This window comes from Paenibacillus sp. D51F (genome assembly GCF_053345695.1).
The window spans coordinates 188,677-210,749 of record NZ_JBKFAO010000008.1 but is presented as its reverse complement, the minus strand read 5'-3'; the positions used below and the strand labels follow the sequence as shown (position 1 = coordinate 210,749).

The 22,073-nt window shown below is 61.1% G+C and carries 22 protein-coding genes; 18 read left to right on the top strand and 4 right to left on the bottom strand.

Annotated features, from left to right (window positions below; translation table 11 throughout):
• Positions 1 to 13 precede the first annotated feature (13 nt).
• From ACLBWT_RS16315 to ACLBWT_RS16305, 3 genes are read left to right on the top strand one after another with little or no spacing between them, the layout of a single operon-like run.
• The gene (locus ACLBWT_RS16315) at positions 14 to 895 is read left to right on the top strand and encodes a nitrilase-related carbon-nitrogen hydrolase (protein WP_447664249.1); all 882 of its coding nucleotides are present in this window, start codon (positions 14 to 16) and stop codon (positions 893 to 895) included.
• Between the two features lie 13 nt (positions 896 to 908).
• On the top strand, positions 909 to 2,375 hold the full coding sequence (gene mmsA / locus ACLBWT_RS16310; protein ID WP_447664180.1) for a CoA-acylating methylmalonate-semialdehyde dehydrogenase: 1,467 nt from the start codon (positions 909 to 911) through the stop codon (positions 2,373 to 2,375).
• 34 nt (positions 2,376 to 2,409) lie between these two features.
• On the top strand, positions 2,410 to 3,774 hold the full coding sequence (locus tag ACLBWT_RS16305; protein WP_447664248.1) for an aminotransferase: 1,365 nt from the start codon (positions 2,410 to 2,412) through the stop codon (positions 3,772 to 3,774).
• On the opposite strand, the gene ACLBWT_RS16300 is transcribed toward ACLBWT_RS16305, so the two are convergent.
• Positions 3,666 to 5,054 carry a PucR family transcriptional regulator gene (locus ACLBWT_RS16300; protein WP_447664179.1) on the bottom strand — a complete coding sequence of 463 codons (1,389 nt, stop codon included), beginning with the start codon at positions 5,052 to 5,054 and terminating at the stop codon, positions 3,666 to 3,668. The genes ACLBWT_RS16305 and ACLBWT_RS16300 overlap by 109 nt on opposite strands.
• 222 nt (positions 5,055 to 5,276) lie before the next feature.
• Between ACLBWT_RS16300 and ACLBWT_RS16295 the strand changes: the two genes are divergently transcribed.
• The 11 genes from ACLBWT_RS16295 to ACLBWT_RS16245 all read left to right on the top strand — a co-directional run bounded on the left by ACLBWT_RS16295 (position 5,277) and on the right by ACLBWT_RS16245 (position 17,463).
• Entirely contained in the window at positions 5,277 to 6,569 is a 1,293-nt protein-coding gene (locus ACLBWT_RS16295) for a hydantoinase/carbamoylase family amidase (RefSeq protein ID WP_447664178.1), read from the top strand.
• Positions 6,551 to 7,924, top strand: coding sequence for an NAD(P)-dependent oxidoreductase (locus ACLBWT_RS16290; protein ID WP_447664177.1), 1,374 nt, complete (start codon positions 6,551 to 6,553; stop codon positions 7,922 to 7,924). The genes ACLBWT_RS16295 and ACLBWT_RS16290 overlap by 19 nt, the downstream gene beginning before the upstream one ends.
• A 77-nt stretch (positions 7,925 to 8,001) precedes the next feature.
• Entirely contained in the window at positions 8,002 to 9,288 is a 1,287-nt protein-coding gene (gene preA, locus ACLBWT_RS16285; protein ID WP_447664176.1) for an NAD-dependent dihydropyrimidine dehydrogenase subunit PreA, read from the top strand.
• Positions 9,289 to 9,290: 2 nt separating this feature from the next.
• Positions 9,291 to 10,727, top strand: a complete 1,437-nt coding sequence (hydA, locus tag ACLBWT_RS16280; protein ID WP_447664175.1) for a dihydropyrimidinase — start codon at positions 9,291 to 9,293, stop codon at positions 10,725 to 10,727.
• Complete coding sequence (locus tag ACLBWT_RS16275) at positions 10,724 to 10,972, top strand: hypothetical protein (protein WP_447664174.1); 249 nt, start codon at positions 10,724 to 10,726, stop codon at positions 10,970 to 10,972. The genes hydA and ACLBWT_RS16275 overlap by 4 nt, the downstream gene beginning before the upstream one ends.
• Positions 10,973 to 11,216: 244 nt before the next feature.
• The gene (gene deoC / locus ACLBWT_RS16270) at positions 11,217 to 11,891 is read left to right on the top strand and encodes a deoxyribose-phosphate aldolase (protein ID WP_447664173.1); all 675 of its coding nucleotides are present in this window, start codon (positions 11,217 to 11,219) and stop codon (positions 11,889 to 11,891) included.
• A 237-nt stretch (positions 11,892 to 12,128) separates the two neighbouring features.
• Entirely contained in the window at positions 12,129 to 13,310 is a 1,182-nt protein-coding gene (deoB, locus tag ACLBWT_RS16265) for a phosphopentomutase (protein ID WP_447664172.1), read from the top strand.
• Positions 13,311 to 13,358: 48 nt separating this feature from the next.
• A complete protein-coding gene (gene deoD / locus ACLBWT_RS16260) occupies positions 13,359 to 14,075 on the top strand; it encodes a purine-nucleoside phosphorylase (protein WP_447664171.1) in 717 nt (238 codons plus the stop codon).
• Between the two features lie 169 nt (positions 14,076 to 14,244).
• The gene (locus ACLBWT_RS16255; RefSeq protein WP_447664170.1) at positions 14,245 to 15,546 is read left to right on the top strand and encodes a pyrimidine-nucleoside phosphorylase; all 1,302 of its coding nucleotides are present in this window, start codon (positions 14,245 to 14,247) and stop codon (positions 15,544 to 15,546) included.
• A 206-nt stretch (positions 15,547 to 15,752) separates the two neighbouring features.
• Positions 15,753 to 16,799, top strand: a complete 1,047-nt coding sequence (locus ACLBWT_RS16250) for a M42 family metallopeptidase (protein ID WP_447664169.1) — start codon at positions 15,753 to 15,755, stop codon at positions 16,797 to 16,799.
• 52 nt (positions 16,800 to 16,851) lie between these two features.
• Positions 16,852 to 17,463, top strand: coding sequence for a thymidine kinase (locus ACLBWT_RS16245; RefSeq protein WP_447664168.1), 612 nt, complete (start codon positions 16,852 to 16,854; stop codon positions 17,461 to 17,463).
• Between the two features lie 87 nt (positions 17,464 to 17,550).
• Here the strand turns inward: ACLBWT_RS16245 and ACLBWT_RS16240 are convergent, their stop codons facing one another.
• Positions 17,551 to 17,679, bottom strand: coding sequence for a hypothetical protein (locus ACLBWT_RS16240; protein ID WP_021881879.1), 129 nt, complete (start codon positions 17,677 to 17,679; stop codon positions 17,551 to 17,553).
• Between the two features lie 209 nt (positions 17,680 to 17,888).
• Here ACLBWT_RS16240 and ACLBWT_RS16235 point away from each other — a divergent pair, with 209 nt between their 5' ends.
• Positions 17,889 to 18,149, top strand: a complete 261-nt coding sequence (locus tag ACLBWT_RS16235) for an HPr family phosphocarrier protein (RefSeq protein WP_447664167.1) — start codon at positions 17,889 to 17,891, stop codon at positions 18,147 to 18,149.
• Between the two features lie 261 nt (positions 18,150 to 18,410).
• On the opposite strand, the gene ACLBWT_RS16230 is transcribed toward ACLBWT_RS16235, so the two are convergent.
• Entirely contained in the window at positions 18,411 to 19,292 is an 882-nt protein-coding gene (locus ACLBWT_RS16230) for a DMT family transporter (protein ID WP_447664247.1), read from the bottom strand.
• 172 nt (positions 19,293 to 19,464) lie between these two features.
• On the opposite strand from ACLBWT_RS16230, the gene ACLBWT_RS16225 reads away from it, so the two are divergent.
• Together ACLBWT_RS16225 and ACLBWT_RS16220 are read left to right on the top strand one after the other, a co-directional pair.
• Complete coding sequence (locus tag ACLBWT_RS16225; RefSeq protein WP_076355609.1) at positions 19,465 to 19,788, top strand: antibiotic biosynthesis monooxygenase; 324 nt, start codon at positions 19,465 to 19,467, stop codon at positions 19,786 to 19,788.
• 79 nt (positions 19,789 to 19,867) lie between these two features.
• Positions 19,868 to 20,059 carry a hypothetical protein gene (locus ACLBWT_RS16220; RefSeq protein WP_447664166.1) on the top strand — a complete coding sequence of 64 codons (192 nt, stop codon included), beginning with the start codon at positions 19,868 to 19,870 and terminating at the stop codon, positions 20,057 to 20,059.
• An 85-nt stretch (positions 20,060 to 20,144) separates the two neighbouring features.
• Here ACLBWT_RS16220 and ACLBWT_RS16215 read toward each other — a convergent pair whose 3' ends face one another.
• Complete coding sequence (locus tag ACLBWT_RS16215) at positions 20,145 to 20,846, bottom strand: HAD family hydrolase (protein ID WP_447664165.1); 702 nt, start codon at positions 20,844 to 20,846, stop codon at positions 20,145 to 20,147.
• A gap of 168 nt (positions 20,847 to 21,014) precedes the next feature.
• Between ACLBWT_RS16215 and ACLBWT_RS16210 the strand changes: the two genes are divergently transcribed.
• Entirely contained in the window at positions 21,015 to 22,058 is a 1,044-nt protein-coding gene (locus ACLBWT_RS16210; protein ID WP_447664164.1) for a protoglobin domain-containing protein, read from the top strand.
• The last annotated feature ends 15 nt before the right edge of the window (positions 22,059 to 22,073 follow it).

Here is a 22,073-nt window from a genome sequence, read left to right as displayed (position 1 = left end):
GGATGGCGCGAGCATGGATACGGTCAAAATCGGCTTGATCCAGGCAAGCCATGAGGTGGACGGCGATGAGGACGTCGCGGTCCACAAGCGCGCCGCGATCGAGAAGCATATCCGGCTCATCCGTGAAGCGGCCGGGCGCGGAGCCCGGATCGTCGGGCTGCAGGAAATTTTCTTCGGTCCGTATTTCTGCGCGGAGCAGATTCCCAAATGGTACGGGGCGGCTGAGGAGGTGCCTGCCGGGCCGACCGTGCGATTGTTCGCGGAGCTGGCGCGGGAACTCGGCATCGTGCTTGTCCTTCCTGTCTATGAGCGGGAAGGGATCGCCAGCTATTACAATACGGCCGCGGTCATCGATGCCGACGGAACGGTGCTGGGCAAATACCGCAAGCATCATATTCCCCAGGTCGGAGCGGGCGGGGGGAGCTGCGGCTTCTGGGAGAAGTATTATTTCAAGCCCGGAAATCTTGGCTATCCCGTCTTCGACACGGCCTATGGCAAAGTAGGCGTCTATATTTGCTACGACCGGCACTTTCCGGAGGGAGCGAGGATGCTCGGCCTTGGCGGGGCGGAGATCGTCTTCAATCCGTCGGCGACGGTGGCCGGCACGTCGGAGTATTTGTGGAAGCTGGAGCAGCCGGCCCACGCGGTCGCCAACGGGTACTACGTGGCCGCGATCAATCGGGTAGGGACGGAAGCTCCCTGGAACATGGGGGAGTTCTACGGCCAGTCCTATCTGGTCGATCCCCGCGGCAGGATTGTGGCGGAAGGTTGCAGGGACCGGGACGAGGTCGTCATCGGGGAGATGGACCGTGCGGTCATCCGCGAGGCTCGGGAGGCGTGGCAGTTCTATCGCGACCGGCGGCCGGAGACATACGGCGAGCTGGCGCATCTGTGAGGAGGAAGCGGAGATGACGGAGACGGCAGCGGGGCCGCGCAAGCTGGGCAACTGGATCGGAGGCTCGTGGAAGGAGGCCGCGGCCGGGACCGGGCAGGCGGAAGTGAGAAATCCGGCAACGGGAGAGGTGCTGGCCGTCGTGCCGATGTCCGGCGTCGCCGAGGTGGAGGAGGCCGCCGCCGCCGCGCTGCTGGCGTTCCGGGATTGGCGCAAGGTGCCGGTCCCGGTCAGGGCAAGGCTGTTGTTCCGCTATCGGGAGCTGCTTCATGAGTACCGGGCGGAGCTTGCGGCGATCATTACAGCCGAGAACGGCAAATGCCTGCAGGAGGCTCTGGGCGAAGTGCAGCGGGGAATCGAATGCGTGGAATTCGCAGCCGGGGCGCCGACGCTGATGATGGGCAGCCAGCTGCCTGATATCGCGGCCGGCATCGAATCCGGCATGTACCGCTATCCGCTCGGCGTCGTCGCGGGCATAACCCCGTTCAATTTTCCGATGATGGTGCCTTGCTGGATGTTTCCGCTGGCTGTCGCCTGCGGCAATACGTTTCTATTGAAGCCGTCGGAGAAAACGCCTCTGCTCAGCTGCCGGCTTGCCGAGCTGTTCGCGGAAGCGGGCTTTCCTCCCGGCGTGCTCAATGTCGTGAACGGCTCGAAGGAGGCGGTCGACGCGCTCTTGGAGCATCACGATATCGCCGCGGTCAGCTTCGTCGGCTCGCAGCCTGCGGCTGCGGCCGTCCATGCCCGCGCGGCAGCGGCGGGCAAGCGCGTCCAGGCGCTGGCCGGAGCGAAAAACCACTCCATCGTACTCGCGGATGCCGATCTCAAGGCCGCCGCGAGCCAGATCGCCGCGGCTGCATTCGGCTCCGCCGGCCAGCGCTGCATGGCCTGCTCCGTCGTCGCCGTGCAGGAGTCGGCCGCAGAGGCGTTCATGCCGCTGCTCCAAGACGCCGCAGAAGCTTTGATCGTCGGGGACGGAGCCGAACCGGGAACCGATATCGGTCCCCTCATCGCCTGCAGCAGCCGCGACCGGGCGCTGGAGCTGCTGGAGCTCGGGATCCGGGACGGCGCGAAGCTGCTCATGGACGGCCGGAGGGAAGGATGGGACTGTGATGGGGCTGCTTATCTCGGGCCGACGATCGCAGTAGAGGTCATGCCGGATATGGCGATTTGGCAGGAGGAGCTGTTCGCGCCGATCCTATGCGTGCTGACCGTGCCGGACCTTGAGGCTGGAATCGCGCTCGCGAACCGGTCGAGGTTCGCGAACGGCGCTTGCCTGTTCACCGACAGCGCGGCTGCTGTACGGGAATTCCGCGAGGAAATGGACGCCGGCATGCTGGGCGTGAACCTCGGCGTACCGGCTCCGATGGCTTTCTTTCCTTTTTCCGGCGCGAAAAGCTCCTTCTACGGCGATCTTCATGCGAACGGTCGGGACGGAGTCGAGTTCTACACCCGCAAAAAAATGGTGACGGCGCGGTATTGACCGGCGCCGGCGCTCAAAAGGAGCGAGTCATATGATTGAAGCCGGCCGTACAGCTGCGGATCCGATTGCGGCAGACCGCCGCATCGTCTGGCACAGCATGCGTCCTTTCAAGGAAAACGATGTGCCGCTGCTGATTACGGAAGCGCACGGGTCTTGGATTACCGATTACGAAGGCAACCGGTATCTGGACGGCATGTCCGGCCTCTGGTGCGTCAATGCGGGCTATGGACGGCAGGAGCTGGCCGATGCGGCATACCGGCAGCTGTCCTCCATGCCTTATTACCCGCTCACCCAAAGTCATCTGCCGGCGATCCGGCTTGCGGAGAAGCTTGGCGAATGGCTTGAAGGCGATTACGTCGTGTTCTTTTCCAACAGCGGCTCGGAGGCGAACGAAGCGGCGTTCAAGATGGCGCGGCAATATCAGCAGCAGACCGGGCAGCCGTACCGGCACAAGTTCATTGCGCGCTACCGCGGCTATCACGGCAGCTCGATGGGAGCTCTCTCCGCGACAGGGCAGGCCGTCCGCAAGCTCAAGTACGAGCCGCTTGCGCCGGGATTCCTGCATGTCCGCCCGCCGGACAGCTACCGGAGACCGGAGGGCATGAGCCGGGAAGCCCATCAGCTCCAATGCGCGAGGGAAATCGAAGAGACGATCGTATGGGAGGGCGCGGATACGGTAGCCGGCGTCATCCTGGAGCCGGCCATCACCGGAGGCGGCATCATCGTGCCCGACAAGGCGTACATGGAAGAGGTCAGGCGGATCTGCACGCAGCACGGAGTGCTGATGATCGTCGACGAGGTCATCTGCGGCTTCGGCCGTTCGGGCCGCAGCTTCGGCCACCACAACTTCGGCGTCTCCCCGGACATCGTCACGATGGCCAAAGGGATTACGAGCGGTTATCTGCCGCTGGCGGCGACCGCCGTCAAGCGTGAAATCTATCAGGCCTTCTGCCAAAAAGGGGATTACGATCATCTGCGCCATGTCAACACATTCGGAGGCCATCCGGCCTCCTGCGCGGTCGCGCTTGCCAATCTGGAGCTGATGGAAAGGGAGAAGCTCAGGGAACGCTCTTCCCTGCTGGGCGCAAGGCTCCTCGAGGAGCTCGGAGCGGCGCTGGCCGGACATCCTCTGGCGGGCGATGTCCGCGGCTTCGGGTTCATGGCGGGAATCGAGCTGGTGGAAGACAGGCAGAGCCGCAAGCCTGCCGCTCCCAACGTCGTGCAAGGGATCATAGACGGCTGCCGGCGCCGGGGGCTCATCATCGGGAAGAACGGAGATACCGTCGCCGGCTACAACAACGTGCTTACGCTGGCGCCGCCGCTGTCGAGCACGGACGAGGACTTGGATTTCCTGCTGGCGGCGCTTCTTGAAGCGTTGGAGGAAGCGTCTCCGGGGTGACGGGCGTCCGGCGCTTGCAGCTCAGGCTCCCGCAGCGAGCCCGGGTTCAGCAGCATGTAGGCGCGCAGCGCGACTTGCACGGCCAGTCTCCTTTCCGGCATGAGCCATAGAGCTCCAAGCAGCTCGCCGATGCGCTCCAGCCGGTAATAGAGCGACTGGCGCACGATGTACAGCCTGCGGGCAGCCTCCTGCTTGTTTCCCTCCGCGTCGAGATACACCTTCAGCGTCAGCAGCAGCTCGCTGCCTTTGAGGCGATCGGCCAGAAGCAGCGGCCCCAGATGCCTGTCGACAAACGCTTCCAGCCTGTTCCCGTCGTTGAGGGCGGGCAGCAGCTGCAGCACTCCGAGCTCCTCGTAGAACAGGCAAGGAGACTTGCCGCGGCTGGCTGCGCCGGCGAGATCGAGAGCGAGCTGCGCCTGCCGGCGGCTCTCGGCCGCTCCTTGGCGTCCGGACAGCGCTTCGCCTGCGCCAGCAGCCTGCGGCTGCCATTCGGCCAGCCGCAGCAGCGCGTTTTCGAGAATGGGGCGGCAAGTCTCGGCAGGCGAGGCATCGGCGATGACGAGAGTGATGATCGCGCCGTCGCCGTCTGCAAGACAATGCGAGCCGCTCCGTTCCAGCTCGAGCTTCAGCATGTAGGCAGCCTCGGTGATGCGTGCAGAAGCTCCGGAGAGCAGAGCGGCCGTATCTAGCCGGCGGCCGGAGCCCGCTCCGAGCTGCAGCAGCACCGTGCGGCATGGCAGCCGCTCGAAAGGCTGCAGCAGCGGATCGCGGCGCCACGCCTCGGAACCTAGATCGTACTCTTTGGCTTCCAGCAGCCAGCCGATCCTCTCTTTGTCCGGACGCTCGCGGGCTTGCGGCGGCTGCCTGCGGCTGCCGCTCTGATGCCCGAGGATGAGGCGATGAAGATCATGAGTGATATCGACGTAGCGCACCTTGCCGGAAAAGACGATGAGCGGGAAGCCGGCTTCTTCGGCTTGGAAGATCCATTCCTCGGGAAGGCATGCCATATAAGCGCCCAGCTCGATGCACAGGCAGGCGGCTCCGCGGCGGATCAGCGCAGTCAGGAAGCGGCGGCGTTCGGCCGCCTCGCCGCGAAAGCCGACGCCGGTCGTCAGAATCATCTCTCCGCCGTGCAGAAGCTCATCGGCTTCGGTTGTTTCCAGAATGTGGACCCAGCGAATCTCGCGATCCAGGCCGCTGGAGCCGGCTGCCACCGAGGCTTGGGCAAAGTGGGGGTTGTCTAGCGTGTCGCGGACGGTAAGAGGGCGTTGGACCGGCATGAGCATCCTCCTTATTCCTTATGGGAATATAAGCTTCCGATCTGTGGCTGTCTCTGATCTGGGAAACTCGCATGTCGGCATGGATGATGGGGAGAGGAAAGGGTTCAAGTAAGCTTATTTTACATCAAAAGATAAAAATGGAAAATAAAAGTTCAAAAAATTCAGAAAATTGAATAAGATACGTTATGTAACCTTACATTACGCTTCGAGGGAGGAAGCCCAATGAAGGAAGCCGGAGCAGCCGTATCGATCGAACGCCTCCGTTCGAGAATTGCCAGGCTGGGACAGATCGGACGGATCGGCGACACCTCGGCCAGCCGGCCGGCGATGAGCGCTCTTGATGCGGAGGCGCGGGAAACCGTGCGGAGCTGGATGGAGGAGGCGGGGATGAAAGCACGGCTCGACGCCTTCGGGAACTTGATCGGGAGGATGGAGGGCAAGGAGGACGGCCCTGTCCTCATGCTGGGATCGCATATCGATACGCAGCCGAATGCGGGGCTTTATGACGGCGTCGCAGGGGTGGTCGGCGCGATCGAAGCGGTGCGGCTCCTGCGCGATTCGGGAGAGCTACCTCAAGGTCCCGTCGAGGTGGCCGTCTTTTCCGACGAGGAAGGATGCAGGTTCGGCAAGGGCTTGTTCGGATCGCGAGGACTGGCCGGCAGGCTGGAGGAGGGGGAGCTTGAACGTACGGACGCTCAGGGTGTCACGAGGAGCGAGGCGCTGCTGAGTTTTGGCGGGGACCCCGGCCGCTTCGCGGAAGATGCCTGCTCTCCGGGCGCCGTCAAGGCCTATCTGGAGCTGCATATCGAGCAGGGACCTCTGCTGGAGTCGCTGAACGCATCCTGCGGGCTCGTCACCGGCATCTCGGGCCCGCTCTGGTGGACCGTCGAGTTGCGGGGATTCGCCGGCCACGCGGGCTCTGTGCCGATGGCGATGCGCCGGGACGCGCTGGCGGGAGCGGCGGCGGTCATTGCCGGGCTGCAGGAGCTCGTACGCGGCGAGGAGGGCTCTCCGGCAGTCGGCACGGTCGGCTCGCTCCATGTCTATCCGAATTCGCGCAACGTCATTCCGGAGAGGGTTCGGTTCACAGTCGACCTGAGGGATATGGACATGTCGAGGCGCGGCAGGCTGGAGCGTCTGCTCCGCCTTCTCATCGCGGAGAAGGCGGCCGACAACGGCTTGGAATGGGACATTGTCGTCGATACGGACAGCGAACCCCGCTACTGCGATCCGGACTTGATGGCTGCCGTCAGGGAAGCGGCGGCGGAAGCGGGCTTGGCGCTGCCGGAGCTGATGAGCGGTCCGTTCCACGACGCGCTTGCGATGTCTCATGTATGCCCGTACGCCATGATCTTTATCCGCTCGCGCGATGGAATCAGCCATAATCCGCTTGAATATTCGAGCCCGGAGGATATCGCGGCAGGCACGGAGCTGCTGGCCCGGACGCTCATGCGTCTGGCGGCTCGGCCGCCGCAACGGGAAAGGAGGACGGAGCAATGGGAATCGAAAAGCTGAGAAGCTTCGAGGAGGCGGGCAGCCCTTTTGCGGAGCTGATGCCGCCGCTGAGCCGCGCCGCCGCTATGGAGGAATCCAACCGCTGCCTGTACTGCTATGATGCGCCCTGCATCCGCGCCTGTCCGACCGGCATCGACGTTCCAGCCTTCATCAAGCGCATCGCCACGGGCAATACGGCTGGCGCCGCCTACGCGATCTTGGACGCCAATCCGTTGGGAGCGAGCTGTGCGCGCGTCTGTCCGACGGAGCTGCTCTGCGAAGGGGCCTGCGTCCTTGGCGGCCCGTCCACGCCGATCATGATCGGCAGGCTGCAGCGCTACGCCACGGATGATGCCGCTGCGAGCGGACGCCAGCTGTTCCAGGCCGGCAAGCCGAATGGACGCAGCGTCGCTGTCGTCGGCAGCGGCCCGGCGGGTCTGTCGGCTGCCCGCGAGCTCGCGAGAGGAGGCTTCAAGGTTGTCGTCTATGAAGCCAAGTCCGAGCCGGGAGGGCTCGGGCATTCCGGAATCGTCTCCTTCCGCCTCCCGCCTCATGTGCCTCGCTGGGAAATTTCCCAGATCGAGGGGCTTGGCGTCGAGATCCGCACCGGTGTCCGCATCGGCAGCTCGGTGAGCGCGCAAGAGCTGCTGGGCGGGTACGACGCGGTTCTGCTCGCCGCAGGCATGGGAAATGTGCCGCCGCTCGGACTGCCGGGAGAGGAGCTGGATGGCGTCTACGACGCGATCCGCCTCATCGAGACGACGAAATCGGGCCGCATCCCCTCGAGGCTGGAAGGAGCGCGGGTAGCCGTCATCGGAGCCGGCAATACGGCCGTCGATGCGGCGACGAGCGCGCTGAGGCTCGGCGCGGCTTCCGTCCGCATCGTCTATCGGCGGACCGAAGCGGAGATGACGGCTTATCCGTTCGAATATGAGTTCGCCAAGCGGGAGGGAGTCGAATTCCGCTGGCTCACCCTCCCGGTCGGCATTGCCGGCGACGGTGCGGGAGGAGTCGCCGGACTGGATTGCGTGCGGCTGGAGCTGACCGGGGAGCGGGGAAGGGACGGCCGGAAAATTCCGGTTCGGCTTCCTTCCTCGGAGTTCCGGATGGCAGCGGATGCCGTCATTTTGGCTACGGGACAGCAAAGGCTGATCTCTTTATCGGAGCAGTTCGGCCTTCGCCATGAACGCGGGATTCCGGAGGTCGACCTCCTCACCATGAGGACTTCACATCCGCGGGTCTATGCGGCGGGGGATATGATCCACGGCTCCGGAGCCGGAGAAGCGACCGTCGTCTCGGCGGCGGAGCAGGGCAAACGGGCCGCGGCCGCGATTTCCTCCGCTCTGGCGAGCGGGACGGAAGCTGCGGCCGGATGACAGCAAGGCCGGCAAAGGACAGCAAGGCCGGCAGATGACTAGGGACCGTCCCAGGTCCACCGACAGGAGGCGAAGGCATGGCCGATTTATCGATTTCCATGGCGGGAATCACATCGCCGAACCCGTTCTGGCTGGCGTCCGCGCCGCCTACCAACACAGGATACCAGGTGCAGAGAGCGTTCGAGGCCGGCTGGGGAGGTGCGGTCTGGAAAACGCTCGGCGAGCCGATCATCAATACTTCCTCCCGCTTCGGGGCCGTCCACTACGGCGGGCGCCGCGTGGCCGGCTTCAACAATATCGAGCTGATCTCCGACAGGCCGCTGGAAGTGAATCTACGGGAAATCAGGGAAACGAAAAGGCTTTATCCGAAGCACGCTCTGGTCGCCTCGCTGATGGTCGAGCCGAAGCGGGAGAAATGGCATGAGATCGTGAAGCGTGTCGAGGATGCGGGAGTCGACGGACTGGAGCTCAACTTCGGCTGTCCGCACGGAATGGCGGAGCGCGGCATGGGCGCGGCGTCGGGGCAGCAGCCCGATCTCGTCGAGATGCAGACGCTGTGGGCCAAGGAAGCCGCCTCGACGCCTGTCATCGTGAAGCTGACTCCGAACATTACGGACGTCAGGATAACGGCCCGCCATGCGGTGCTGGGCGGCGCGGATGCGATCAGCCTGATCAATACGATCAACAGCTTGGCCGGAGTCGACCTCGATACGTGGAACACCGTTCCCCATGTCGGCGGCCTGGGAGCGCATGGAGGCTACTGCGGTCCCGCCGTCAAGCCGATCGCCTTGAACATGGTGGCGGAATGCGCCCGGGATGCCGCGATAGGCGTGCCGATCTCCGGCATCGGCGGGATTTCCTCCTGGCAGGATGCGGCCGAGTTCATGCTGATGGGAGCTTCAGGCGTGCAGGTATGCACGGCGGCGATGCATCACGGCTTCCGGATCGTCGGGGATATGATCGACGGCCTGAACCGGTATCTGGACGACAAAGGACTGGCGACGGCGAGCGAGCTGACCGGCCGCAGCGTCGGCCGCTACGGAGACTGGGGCGATTTGGATCTCAACTACAGAGTCGTCGCGCGGATCAATACGGCGACCTGCATCAACTGCAACAAATGCCATATCGCCTGCGAGGACACTTCGCATCAATGCATCGACATGCTGACAGGAAGCGGCGGCAAGCCGATCCTGCAGGTGAGGGAGGAGGATTGCGTCGGCTGCAACCTCTGCTCGATCGTCTGCCCCGTCGACGGCGCGATCGACATGGTCGAGCTGCCGGGAGCCGCGCCCCTTACCTGGAATGAGCGCCAGCGGGCGCTTGAGAAGCTGAATGCGGATTCGGCCGAGATGGAGGCGGTATGAGGATGAGCTCATCGAAAGTGATTGTCGGCGGGACGATTGTGACCGCAAGCGATATGTATCAGGCCGATATTCGGATTGAAGATGGAATTGTGGCCGCCATCGGCAGCCGCCTCGATGCTTCCGGAGCCGAAATCATCGATGCGGCAGGCTTGTATGTATTTCCGGGAGGCATAGATCCTCACACCCATCTGGACATGCCGTTCGGCGGCACCGTGACCGCGGACGACTTCGAGAGCGGCACGGTTGCGGCCGCATTCGGAGGCACGACGACGGTGCTCGATTTTTGCCTGACCAGACGGGGCGAACCGCTGTCCGATGCGGTGCGGACCTGGCATGCCAAAGCAGCCGGCAAAGCGGCCGTCGATTACGGCTTCCATCTCATGGTGGCGGATGCCGGGGAGCAAACGCTCAGGGAACTGCCCGAGATTATAGAGAGGGAAGGCATTACCTCTCTCAAGGTGTTCATGGCCTACAAGGACGTCTTTCAGGTGGATGACGGAACGATGTTCCGAACTTTGCAGCTTGCCAGGGAGGAAGGGGCGCTCGTCATGGTCCATGCCGAGAACGGAGACGTCATCGACTTTCTCGTCGAAGAGGCGCTGGCACGGGGCGACACGGATCCGATCCATCATGCCCTTACCCGTCCTCCCGAGCTGGAAGGAGAGGCGACCGGGCGGGCCGCGGAGCTGGCCGGACTGGCGGGAGCTCCCCTCTATGTCGTCCATGTCACCTGCGCGCAGGCGGTCGAGCGCATCAGGGAGGCAAGGGCGAGGGGGATGGCGGTATATGGGGAGACCTGTCCCCAGTATTTGACTCTGGACATCACCAGCTTGGAAAAGCCGGATTTCGAAGGGGCCAAATACGTCTGGTCTCCGCCGCTGCGGGAACGGGAGCATCAGCAGGTTTTGTGGGACGCCTTGTCCAGCGGGACGCTGCAGACGATCGGGTCGGATCAATGCTCCTTTCATTTCAAGGGGCAGAAGGAGCTGGGACGCGGCGATTTCTCCAAAATACCGAACGGCGGCCCTACGATCGAGGACCGGTTCACTCTTCTCTATTCCGAAGGCGTGGCGAAGGGGAGAATTACGATCCATCAGTTCGTCGACCTGGTGTCGACGGCAAGCGCCAAGCTGTTCGGACTGTTTCCGCGCAAAGGCACGATAGCTGTAGGGAGCGATGCCGATCTCGTCCTGTTCGACCCGTCGGCCAAGCGGATTCTATCGGCGGATTCCCATCATCTTAAAGTCGATTACAGCGCTTTTGAAGGGATGGAGGCGACTGGCGAGCCGGTGTCGGTACTTCTGCGCGGACAGTTCGTCGTCCGCGACGGCGAGTTTGTCGGTCAAGCCGGCTGCGGACGGTACGTGCCGAGAGCCAGATTCGGCGCAAGGACGCCAGTATCCGTTCCGCAAGCTTCTGCGGGGGGGAGGGGTGGATGACCGCCTGCGAATCCGCATGGGAAGAGAAGTCGCTGCTGGACCGGCTGCTGGAGGAAGGCCGGAGCATTCTGGACGTCCGCGAGGATCTGGACGGGACTCTCGTCCGCTTCTCCGCTCCCGGCGTCCGATCCGGCAGGCACGCTCCAGTCCCTTGCCTCATCCGGCTAGAGTCGGCCGATGCCCGCAAATACGTCGCCAATCTGGTCATCCTCCAGATTCATGATGCCGAGGCATCAAGCGGCTAGGGGCAGTCGATTAGGGAAATGGGGCGGCCGCGTCGGCTTGCAAGCTGCGGCGGCCTACCGGGCAATCGGAATCCGCATGGAGAGAAGCTGGAAGCAGTGGAGAAGCCTGCCGAATAATCGGCAGGCTTTTTATGGCATTCTAGGAATAGGAAACCGGTTGAACAAATGCTTATCTATCGTTTTACAATTGTTCAAAGCGGTGATATGATGAAGGCAGCATGCATAATTAGGGGATGATGAGCACATGGAGCATAAGCAATTGGCAGGCATGATCGACCACACGCTGCTTCGCGCGGACGCGGTCAAGGAAGAGATCGTCAAGCTGACGGAGGAGGCGAAGCAATACGGCTTCGCTTCGGTCTGCGTGAACCCGGCATGGGTAGAGCTTGCGGCGGCGCAGCTTGGCGGAACGGACGTGAAGGTATGCACGGTGATCGGCTTCCCGCTCGGGGCGTCGACGAAGGAGACGAAGGCTTTTGAAACGTCGGATGCGATCGCCAAAGGCGCCGGCGAAATCGACATGGTCATCAATATCGGCGCTCTCAAAGGCGGAGAGGACGCGCTTGTAGAGGCCGATATCCGCGCTGTCGTCGAGGCGGCTTCAGGCAAAGCTGTCGTCAAGGTCATCATCGAGACTTGCCTGCTGACGGACGAGGAGAAGGTCCGCGCCTGCGAGGCTGCCGTGCGCGCCGGAGCCGGTTTCGTGAAGACCTCAACGGGCTTCTCCACGGGCGGCGCCACTCCGGAGGACGTGGCGTTGATGCGCCGCACGGTCGGGCCGGACCTGGGCGTCAAGGCATCGGGCGGCGTCCGCAGCCTCGAGGATATGCAGCGGATGGTATCCGCAGGCGCGACCCGCATCGGAGCAAGCTCCGGCGTCAAGATCATGCAGGGCGGCCAATCCACCGCTGCTTACTGAGGAGCTTGATTTGACGCAAGGCTTCCATGAAGCCGGAAGAACCGGAAGGTTTTTCCGGCTTTTGATTTTGCGCGCGGAGCGGCTTCGCGGCGGCATTTGCCGCGAAGCCTGCCTCGGGCTATGATGGAAGAAGCGGCCGCCGGGACGCGGCGCCTGCCGGCCATTCCTGCCGGCCGCTCCTGCAGGATCCGGTTCAATCGTCCGCTTACTTATGGAACTAAGAAAGGAAGGGCCAAGATGCAGCCATTCAAACGCATACATGTCGTCGTCATGGACTCCGTCGGCATCGGAGAAGCTCCGGATTCAGCCGATTTCGGAGATCATGGCGTCAACACTTTGGGACATATAGCGAATCATATGGGCGGGCTTTCGATGCCCAACATGGAGAAGCTGGGGTTGTCCAACATCGCTCCTATTCTCGGAATCGAGCCGTCGCCGGCGCCGCAGGCGTATTACGGCCTCATGCAGGAAGCCTCCAGCGGCAAGGATACGATGACGGGCCACTGGGAGATGATGGGGCTGCGCATCGATACGCCTTTCCGCGTATTCGAGCATGGATTCCCGCAGGAGCTGATCCAACGGATCGAGGAGCATACCGGCCGCAAGGTCATCGGCAACAAGCCGGCCAGCGGAACGGAAATCATCGACGAGCTGGGCGAGGAGCATATGCGCACCGGAGCGTTGATCGTATATACATCGGCGGACTCGGTGCTGCAGATCGCGGCGCACGAGGAGATCGTGCCGCTGAAGGAGCTGTACGACATCTGCGAATTCTGCCGTGAAATCACGCTCGAGGATCCTTATATGCTCGGACGGATCATCGCCCGCCCGTTCATCGGCCAGCCGGGGACGTTCAAGAGAACGGCCGGACGGCATGACTATGCGCTTAAGCCTTTCCAGCCGACAGTGATGAACTCGCTCAAGGAGGCGGAGCTTGAAGTCGTCGCAATCGGCAAGATCTCCGATATTTTCGACGGCGAAGGCGTAACCCGCTCTATCCGCACGGCGAGCAATATGGAAGGCATGGACAGGCTGGCCGAAGTATGCGGCGAGGATTTCACCGGCATGAGCTTCCTCAACCTCGTCGATTTCGATGCCCTGTACGGGCACAGGCGCGACCCGCAGGGGTATGGAGAGGCGCTGCAGGAGTACGATGCGCGCCTGCCTGAAGTGATCGGGAAGCTCGGCGAGGACGATCTGCTCGTCATTACGGCGGATCACGGGAATGATCCGACGTATGCCGGCACCGACCATACCCGCGAATACGTGCCGCTGCTTGTCTATTCTCCGCGTTTCCAAGGGCGCGCCGGCGCTCTGCCGCTCAGGACGACATTTGCGGACGTAGGGGCTACGATCGCCGACAACTTCAAGGTGAAAGCTCCCGAGCACGGCCGAAGCTTTCTGGGGGAGCTGCAGTAGCTCTCCCGCTTCCGTTCCTAAGACCGACATTGCAAAGGAGAAATGAGCATGAGCGTACATATCGGAGCCAAGGAAGGCCAGATCGCGGAGACGGTGCTTCTGCCCGGAGACCCGCTGAGAGCCAAATACATCGCTGAAACATACTTGTCCGAAGTGGAGCTGTACAATGAAGTTCGCGGGATGCTGGGCTATACGGGCATGTACAAAGGACAGCGCGTCTCCGTGCAGGGTTCGGGCATGGGGCTGCCGTCCATAAGCATCTACGCCCAGGAGCTGATCCGCAGCTACGGCGTCAAAAACCTGATCCGCGTCGGCACCTGCGGAGCGATGCAGCAGCATGTCCGGGTGAGGGACGTCATTCTCGCTCAGGCATCATGCACCGACTCCAGCATGAACCGCAATCAGTTCCTCGGCTACGACTATGCCCCGATCGCGGACTTCCAGCTGCTCAGAAAAGCGTACGAGCTGGCATCGGCAGCCGGCATGAATGTCCATGTCGGCAACATCTTCAGCACCGATGTCTTCTACAAGGAAGACACCGCCGCGGTCCAGCGCCTGATGGATCATGGCGTGCTCGGAGTGGAGATGGAGACGACGGCGCTGTACACGATCGCGGCCCGCCATGGCGTCAAGGCGCTCACCGTGCTTACGGTCAGCGACCATCTGCTTACCGGAGAGGAAACGACGGCAGAAGAGCGCCAATCGACTTTCAACGACATGATGGCGGCCGCTCTCGATACCGCCGTGTCGATCGATCCGAAGTAGCTGTCGGCCGCATGATTGATGCCGTTAATTTTCGACAGGATTCTCCGGATTGCGAAGGAATCAATTAACGTCATAAATATCGGGCGAGAAGCCTCTGCACGGACATGGGATTAGGGTTAATTCGGTTTATTATTTATGACATTAATTAATGAAGGGATGGTCTTCGTTCATGAGAATGGTGGACTTGATCGAGAAAAAGCGCGACGGGCATGAATTGAGCGAAGAGGAAATCGCCTTCATCATCCAAGGCTATACGAACGGAGATATTCCCGATTATCAGATCAGCGCCTGGGCGATGGCGATCTTCTTCCGCGACATGTCCAGACGCGAGAGGGCGGATCTGACGATGGCGATGGTCCGTTCCGGAGATTCCATCGACCTGTCCGACATCGAGGGCATCAAGGTGGACAAGCATTCGACCGGCGGAGTCGGCGATACGACGACCTTGGTGCTCGCTCCGCTGGTCGCCGCGGCAGGAGTCCCGGTGGCCAAGATGTCGGGGCGCGGTCTCGGCCATACGGGCGGCACGATCGACAAGCTGGAGGCGGTGGAAGGCTTCCATGTGGAGCTGACCAAGGAAGACTTCACCCGTCTCGTCAACGAGCATGGCATCGCCATCATCGGCCAGAGCGGCAATCTGACGCCGGCCGACAAGAAGCTGTACGCTCTCAGGGACGTCACGGCTACGGTCGATTCCATTCCGCTGATCGCGAGCTCCATCATGAGCAAGAAGATCGCGGCCGGAGCCGATGCGATCGTGCTCGACGTGAAGACCGGCGCGGGCGCGTTCATGAAGGATGAGAAGGATGCCAGGGAGCTGGCGGAAGCGATGGTCGCCATCGGCAACGAAGTCGGCCGCAAGACGATGGCTGTCATCTCCGACATGAGCCAGCCGCTCGGCCTTGCGATCGGCAACGCGCTTGAAGTGAAGGAAGCGATCGATACGCTGCGCGGGGAAGGGCCGGCCGATCTGCTCGACCTGTGCCTCGCGCTCGGCCGCCAGATGGTCTATCTCGGCGGCAAGGCGGCATCGCTGCAGGAAGCGGAGGACAAGCTGCGCGGCCTTATCGCGAGCGGCGCGGCGCTGGACAAGTTCAAGGAGTTCATCGCCAACCAAGGCGGAAATCCTGCCGTCGCCGACAATCCGGAGCTTCTGCCGCAGGCGCCGTACCGCATCGAGCTGCCGTCCAAGGAAGATGGATTCGTCGCCGAGATTACGGCTGACGCCGTCGGCACGGCCGCGATGATTCTTGGAGCCGGCCGCGCGACGAAGGAATCCGAGATCGATCTGTCGGTTGGCCTCGTCCTGAACAAAAAAGTCGGCGACGCCGTCAAAGCGGGCGATTCCCTCGTCACGATCCATGCTTCCAGCGAGGACGTCGCAGAGGTCAAGGAGCGGTTGTACAAAGCGATCCGCGTTGCGGGCAGCGCCGAGGCGCCTGTGCTGGTCAGGGGAATCGTAACCGAATAAGCGATTCCGGAGTCAAGACGCAGGCTGCGCCGACAAGCCGCGGCCGTCATGTCCCTTTCTGTCAGCCTGCTTGGACGGCTGGCCGGAAGGGGCTTTTTCCGTGCTCGCCCGCAGCCGCCTCGGACGGCGGTCCGGCCGAGCAAAGTATGGTACAATGTCGAAGGAAATCAGGATGACGAAGCTTATTTGGAGAGGGGAATGTCGGAATGGCTGTTCTGAAGGAGAAGCTTGATCGAGCGTACATTCTTGATTTTTTGCAGAAGCTTCTGGAGACGCCCAGCCCGAGCGGCTTCTGCATGAATATTATGTCGCTGGTCCAGCGGGAGGCGGAGCGTCTCGGCTACAAGATGGAATTGACGCCTAAAGGGAACGGCATCTTGACCGTTCAGGGGACGGGCAGCAAGGCCCCGCTGCTGCTGTCCGCGCATGTCGATACGCTTGGCGCGATGGTCCGCTCCGTCAAGGGCAACGGCATGCTCCGCATGACGCCGATCGGCGGTTATGATATGCATACGGTCGAAGGGGAGTATTGCCAGGTGCATACCCGCAGCGGCCGGGTTTACGAAGGTACCGTGCTGTCGACGGCGACTTCCGTGCATGTGTATCCGGATGCCCGCAGCCAGAAGCGCGAAGAGGCGACGATGGAAGTCAGGCTCGACGAGTCGGTATTCAGCAAGGAGGACACGCTTGCGCTCGGAATCGCGCCAGGCGACTTCATATCGTGGGACCCGCGAGTGCGCATCTTCGACAACGGCTGGGTCAAGTCCCGTCATCTGGACGACAAGGCCAGCGTCGCAGCGCTGTTCGGCATTCTCGAAGCGTTGAAGCGGGAAGGGCTCCAGCCGTCAGGCAGCGTTACCTTCCTCATCTCGACCTACGAGGAGGTCGGTCACGGAAGCGCCCATATCCCGGCCGACATCGTCGAGATGATTGCGGTCGACATGGGCGCGCTCGGCGACGATCTGTCCGCAACGGAGCTCGATGTATCCATTTGCGCCAAGGATTCCTCCGGACCTTACGATTACGGCATGACTTCCAAGCTGATCGAGCTCGCCCAGCGCGAGGAGCTTCCGCATGCGGTGGACATTTATCCGTTTTACGGCTCCGATGCCTCGGCCGCTCTGCGCGGCGGAGCGAACATCAGGGCGGCGCTGATCGGTCCCGGCGTCCATGCCTCCCACGGGATGGAGCGCACGCATGCGGATGCGATACTCCATACAGGCGCGCTGCTGCTCGCTTATATGATGGAATAGAAAGCTGCCGCCCGGCAGCGCGGAAGGATCGATTGAAGAGGGGGAAGCCGTTTTGGCCCAGCTGTACTACAAATACGGGACGATGAACAGCGGCAAGTCCTTCGAGATCATCAAGGTTGCCCATAATTACGAGGAGCAGGGAAAAGCCGTCCTGATCTTCTCTCCGGCCATGGATACGCGCAGCGGAGAAGAGCAGGTCGGGTCCCGCGTCGGCTTCACGCGCAAGGCGCTCCCGGTCCGCGAAGAAACCGATCTCTACGAGGAGGTGCTGCGGCATCAGCCCGCGGGCGCGCCGAAGGCGATCTACTGCGTGCTCATCGACGAGGCGCAGTTCCTGAAGAAGGAGCATATCCTGCAGCTGACTCGGGTCGTGGACGAGCTGAACGTGCCGGTGATGGCATTCGGGCTCAAAAACGATTTTCGCAACCAGCTGTTCGAGGGCAGCTACTATCTCCTTGCGCAGGCGGACAAGATCGAGGAGATCAAGACGATCTGCTGGTATTGCGACCGCAAGGCGACGATGGTGATCCGCTTCATGGACGGAGTTCCCGTGAATGAAGGGAATCAGATTCAAATCGGAGGCAACGACGACTACAAGCCCGTCTGCCGCAAATGCTACAACGCGGCTTTCTCGGCAAAGTTGGAAATACAACCCGATAAATGAGTGAAGCCGGCCTCTTCAACGCCATTTCCAGGCGTTGAAGGGGCCGGCTTTCGTTTCGGATCCGCGTTTGAGCTGCCGCTTGTCTTGTCAGCGGCTTTTCCTTTTCGCTTTTCTGCTCAGCCAGTATATCCACCCGCCGACGCCGATTACGACGGCAGCGGCGAGGATGTAGAACAACACGGCATACATCCTGTCCTCGAATGGGGACATCATCATCACAATCGCCTCCCGTATGTTGTTATTCTTTACCCATCCGCGGGGGATTTAAGACATGCCGAAGCAATTAGGGACGAATGCAGCCTTTGACTCGGAAGGCATTTCATTTTTTGATGAATGCGCTTCAAGCAGGAACCCGGCTGAAAATTTCGAATATAACGTACACATGCGGTGATTCGATCTTATCCCGAGGAAAAGAAGGTCAATGGATGCGAGTTCATGAATTTGTGATTGCTGCCTATTTTACCCGCGAGGATCTTGCCCGGCTGTCCTCGGAATCCGCCCGCTTCCGCTCGGACATCAAGCTTGAGTTCGCTCACGGAGACGGCATCAATATCGTGGACGTTAAAAGCCTGCTCGGCATGCTTCTGCTGCCGATCCGTTCCGGCACGCGCGTCTTGCTGCGCGTCAAAGGGAAGGATGAGGAGGAGGCTTTCCTCCATATGCTGGAGCTGCTGGAGAAGGAATGAGCATGAGGACGGGCGGAAGCGCAGTCGGATAAAAGACAGGCCAGCCCGAGATCGGGCCACTGAAAAAGTAGCGTAAGGCGCGAAATCGTTCTAGAGAAACGGATGTGGTCGCCTTTGTCCCCGGATTCCAACCGCTAAAAGCGGCCGAAATCAGAGAAATCTGGGGACAACAGCGATCGGAAGAATGATTTCCGTCTGCAGCGACACCATTTCAGTGGCCTCGCCCGAGATCGGGCTGTTCGGCATGGAAGGAAATCAACCTCAGGAAACGGCGCCGCTCGGCGCGTCGAGAGCAGGATCTCCTTGCTTGGCGGCCGAAGGGCGTTCCTCCGACTTGAGGTAAAGGATGAAGCCGGCGATCATGAAGACGCCGCCGATCAGCTGGAAGCCTGTGATCAGCTCGCCGAACAGCAGGAGACCGAGCAGGCTCGCGCCGATCGGCTCCGCCAGCACGGCCATGGAGATCGTCGTCGCCTTGACCGATTGCAGCAGCCAGTTGAAGATCATATGGCCGAAGACGGTCGGGATGATGGCGAGCAGCAGGAACAGGCCCCATTCCTTCGGCTCGTAACCGCTCATCGGTATGCCGCCCGCGACGTTGTAGACGGCGAAGCAGAGCGCGGTGATGCCGAATACGATCAAGCTGTAGACATAGGACGGAATCCGCTCCATGAGCTGTTTGGCCAGAATCATGTTCACGGCAACGGCAACCGTCCCGAGAAGGGACAGCGTATCTCCGTAAAAAGCGCTTCGCGACAAGCCGAAGTCGCCCGAGCTGACGAGAATGGCTCCGGCAATCGAGACCGACATGCCGATGACGGCGGAGCGGCGCAGCCTTTCCTTGAAGACGAGGTAAGCGCCTATCGCTACAAAGACCGGCTCCAGGGTGAGCAGAATCGTGGAGCTGGCGATCGACGTATAGGATAAGGAAGCCATCCAGAGCAGGAAGTGCAGCGCCAGGAAAAAGCCGGCGACGGTCAGCTTGACCCAGTCCCGCATGCTGATCGTGCGGAAGGCATGGCGGTATTTCCAGCCGAAGGGAAGCATCATCAGAAACGTGAAGAGCATCCGGTAAAACCCTTGGACGGATACGGGCGCACCGGAATAACGGACAAGTATGGGGGCGCAGGAAATGGCGGCCATACCGACGGCAAGAGGCAATAGGATCGACAAAGTTGATTTCCGCTGCAAAGTATTCATCCGAATATTTTAATCGTTCCGAGGCTTTGCTGCAATTCCTTTTTTATTGACAATGAGAATTATTATCAATTATGATGGATTACAGGAACTGTACGATTGAAAGGAGACAAGCCGCATGCTCGTCATTCAACGCCGAATCAAAGTCAAGGAAGGTTTCTCCGGACAAGTCGTGGAGCGGTTCAGCAAGCCGGGACCGGTACAGGAAATGGACGGATTCGTCGATATGAGCGTCCTTGTGAAGGCTGTGCGCCGGGGCGAGGAGGAGGTCATCGTCCAGATCCGCTGGGAGTCTGAAGAGGCCTGGAAGGGCTGGGAGAAAAGCGATGTCCATATCCAAGGCCACCGCGAGAGCCGCGGCAAGACGCCTCCGGATTATGTGCTGGAAACGGAAGTTTCCCGATATGAGGTTGCGGCGGTGAAGGGCCCTATTGCCCGCTGATTGTCACATTTATAGCCCGAAAGAGTCATACGCATGCTCCGGCTCCAAGCTAAGCTAAAGGTGGAAGGAGCTGCTGCCCATGCATGTCGGCGAGGATACATCCTTGACGGACTCGCTTTACTTGATCTTCTTTGGACTTCTCATGATCGGGACGATTATTTTGTTCGTGTACGGCTTCAAAAAGATGGACGATTCCGGCGATGACGAGGAAGAGGCAACGCCTGTCTCTGCGCCGCCTCAGCGTCCCCAGGACAGCCAGACCCAGGATTAGGCTGGCATCCGCAACATCCATAGACCATAATGAAATGCCGAAAAAACCGCCGGGAGGCGGTTTTTTTTATGCGCTCCATGCCGCTTCAGGAGGCGCGGCTCGGATCACAAGGCTGCCATAGCTCGAGCCAGCCTGCCATTTCGCCGATGGACTGTATCGTACCGCTTGGCTGGAGAGATGGAGAAGGGGAGGATTGGCGCAGAGCCAAGCCTTGGCGGACCCATAGGGCATGCATGCCGACCTGGCGCGCGGGAATGATGTCGTTGTCGATGCGGTCTCCTACCATTAAAGCTTTGCAGGGAGAACAGCCCGTCGTTTCGAGCGCATGCTCATACAGGCGTAGATCCGGCTTCACCAGGCCGGTCTCCGCGGAGGAGAATACGGCTTCAATATGCTCCATGAGCCCGTAAGACTCCAGCCGATGGACGGTTCCTGCGCTCTGATTCGCGATGACTCCGATCCGGTAGCTGGCGCTGAGCGTCTGCAGGAGGTTCTTGGCATCCGGGAACGGCTTGTCAAGCTCCTTGCGGTATTTCATTTCCATCCAGATCGCTTGGCGAAGCGCGTCATCGGGGAACAGCAGCAGCAGGATGTCGGCCATCGGAAACGGAGAGAACCGTTCATGGGCTTGGACCCAGGCTTCCCGGATGTCCCGCTCGCATACCGCGATGCACCGGCGCCCGGCAGCGCGGATGAGCTGCGAGATAATGTCGGCGATCGGCGCGGATTCATCCACGAGTGTCTCGCCGACGTCGAAAAAGATCCATTCCACCGGATTGCTCTTCACTTGTTTTCTTCCTTCCCGTTGCTTGCAGTCGATTTCTATATCGTACCATGACGGAAAGCGGGCCTCAAGAACGGAGGCAGCGGTTTCAATTTGCTCCGGCACTAAACTATATCAACGCATCTTCCGATAAAGACAAGATTAGGTTAACAATGGCAAGGAGATGGGGACATGATTGCCGTTACGGCAGATAGAGAAGCCCAGCTACAATTCATCGGGTTGAAGCAAGAGGACCTGAACCTGCTTCAGGGCAGCAGGGCCGTATTCGAGAAAATCGTGGACAGGCTCGTGGACTCGCTGTACGGGCAGATCGCGGCGAAGCCCGAGCTGAAGACGATCATTGAAGCCCACAGTACGCTTGAGAGGCTGAAAGCGACGCAGAAGACATACTTCCTTTCGATGACGGATGGAACGATCGACGAAGCCTATTTCAACAACCGCCTCCTGGTAGGCAAGATCCACTCCAGAATCGGGCTGACGACCCAGTGGTATCTGGGAGCTTATATGATTTATCTGGATCTCGCCGCTGCCCATCTGGCAGCCGAGCTTCCGGGACAGTGGACGCCGGTGCTGCATTCCTTGACGAAGATGTTCAACCTCGATTCGCAGCTCGTGCTCGAAGCCTATGAGAAGGACGAGAAGGCCAAGCTGGAGAGAGTGCTGGACAGCCAGTCCCATATTCTGACGGGCGTCAGTGAAGCGATCCGCCAGCTGGCAGCGGGAATGGAGCAGGTAAGCCGCAGCACGGCGGCCGTCAACAGGCTGGCCCGCGCGACGGTGCTGTCGCAGGAGCAGACCGACGCCGAGCTCGGCTTGCTCGGCGAGCAGATCGGCTCCATCGAATCCATGGGCGCGCTCATGGGTGACATTTCCGACCGGACGCATCTCCTCGGCCTCAACGCCGCTATCGAGGCGGCGCGGGCCGGCGAGCAGGGAAGAGGATTCGAGGTCGTCGCGGGGGAAGTGCGCAAGCTTGCCCGACATTCCAAGGAATCGCTTGAGCTGATTCAGGAGAAGGTTGAATCGATCGGCGAGGTGCTTCACAAAGTGCAGGCGATGTCGAGGGACACGGCTCAAGCAGCCGGAGAACAAGCCGCAAGCTCGGAGGAGCTCGCTCTGTTCATCCGGATCATCGAGAAAGTGTCGGTGGAGCTGGAGCAATTGAAAAGCCAGGTGGAACAATCCGCCGCTGATGGAGTCGGGACGGACGGTTAAAGACGACAGCAATAT

What these genes read in the sequence shown, in the direction of transcription:
- ACLBWT_RS16225 (WP_076355609.1), top strand. Translation starts at nt 19,465, where the DNA reads ATGCTCGTCATTCAACGCCGAATCAAAGTCAAGGAAGGTTTCTCCGGA.
- ACLBWT_RS16230 (WP_447664247.1), bottom strand. Translation starts at nt 19,292, where the DNA reads ATGGCCGCCATTTCCTGCGCCCCCATACTTGTCCGTTATTCCGGTGCG.
- ACLBWT_RS16210 (WP_447664164.1), top strand. Translation starts at nt 21,015, where the DNA reads ATGATTGCCGTTACGGCAGATAGAGAAGCCCAGCTACAATTCATCGGG.
- preA (WP_447664176.1), top strand. Translation starts at nt 8,002, where the DNA reads ATGGCCGATTTATCGATTTCCATGGCGGGAATCACATCGCCGAACCCG.
- ACLBWT_RS16300 (WP_447664179.1), bottom strand. Translation starts at nt 5,054, where the DNA reads ATGCCGGTCCAACGCCCTCTTACCGTCCGCGACACGCTAGACAACCCC.
- ACLBWT_RS16315 (WP_447664249.1), top strand. Translation starts at nt 14, where the DNA reads ATGGATACGGTCAAAATCGGCTTGATCCAGGCAAGCCATGAGGTGGAC.
- ACLBWT_RS16295 (WP_447664178.1), top strand. Translation starts at nt 5,277, where the DNA reads ATGAAGGAAGCCGGAGCAGCCGTATCGATCGAACGCCTCCGTTCGAGA.
- deoC (WP_447664173.1), top strand. Translation starts at nt 11,217, where the DNA reads ATGGAGCATAAGCAATTGGCAGGCATGATCGACCACACGCTGCTTCGC.
- ACLBWT_RS16290 (WP_447664177.1), top strand. Translation starts at nt 6,551, where the DNA reads ATGGGAATCGAAAAGCTGAGAAGCTTCGAGGAGGCGGGCAGCCCTTTT.
- ACLBWT_RS16250 (WP_447664169.1), top strand. Translation starts at nt 15,753, where the DNA reads ATGGCTGTTCTGAAGGAGAAGCTTGATCGAGCGTACATTCTTGATTTT.
- ACLBWT_RS16240 (WP_021881879.1), bottom strand. Translation starts at nt 17,679, where the DNA reads ATGATGATGTCCCCATTCGAGGACAGGATGTATGCCGTGTTGTTCTAC.
- ACLBWT_RS16220 (WP_447664166.1), top strand. Translation starts at nt 19,868, where the DNA reads ATGCATGTCGGCGAGGATACATCCTTGACGGACTCGCTTTACTTGATC.
- ACLBWT_RS16255 (WP_447664170.1), top strand. Translation starts at nt 14,245, where the DNA reads ATGAGAATGGTGGACTTGATCGAGAAAAAGCGCGACGGGCATGAATTG.
- mmsA (WP_447664180.1), top strand. Translation starts at nt 909, where the DNA reads ATGACGGAGACGGCAGCGGGGCCGCGCAAGCTGGGCAACTGGATCGGA.
- deoB (WP_447664172.1), top strand. Translation starts at nt 12,129, where the DNA reads ATGCAGCCATTCAAACGCATACATGTCGTCGTCATGGACTCCGTCGGC.
- ACLBWT_RS16235 (WP_447664167.1), top strand. Translation starts at nt 17,889, where the DNA reads ATGCGAGTTCATGAATTTGTGATTGCTGCCTATTTTACCCGCGAGGAT.
- deoD (WP_447664171.1), top strand. Translation starts at nt 13,359, where the DNA reads ATGAGCGTACATATCGGAGCCAAGGAAGGCCAGATCGCGGAGACGGTG.
- ACLBWT_RS16275 (WP_447664174.1), top strand. Translation starts at nt 10,724, where the DNA reads ATGACCGCCTGCGAATCCGCATGGGAAGAGAAGTCGCTGCTGGACCGG.
- hydA (WP_447664175.1), top strand. Translation starts at nt 9,291, where the DNA reads ATGAGCTCATCGAAAGTGATTGTCGGCGGGACGATTGTGACCGCAAGC.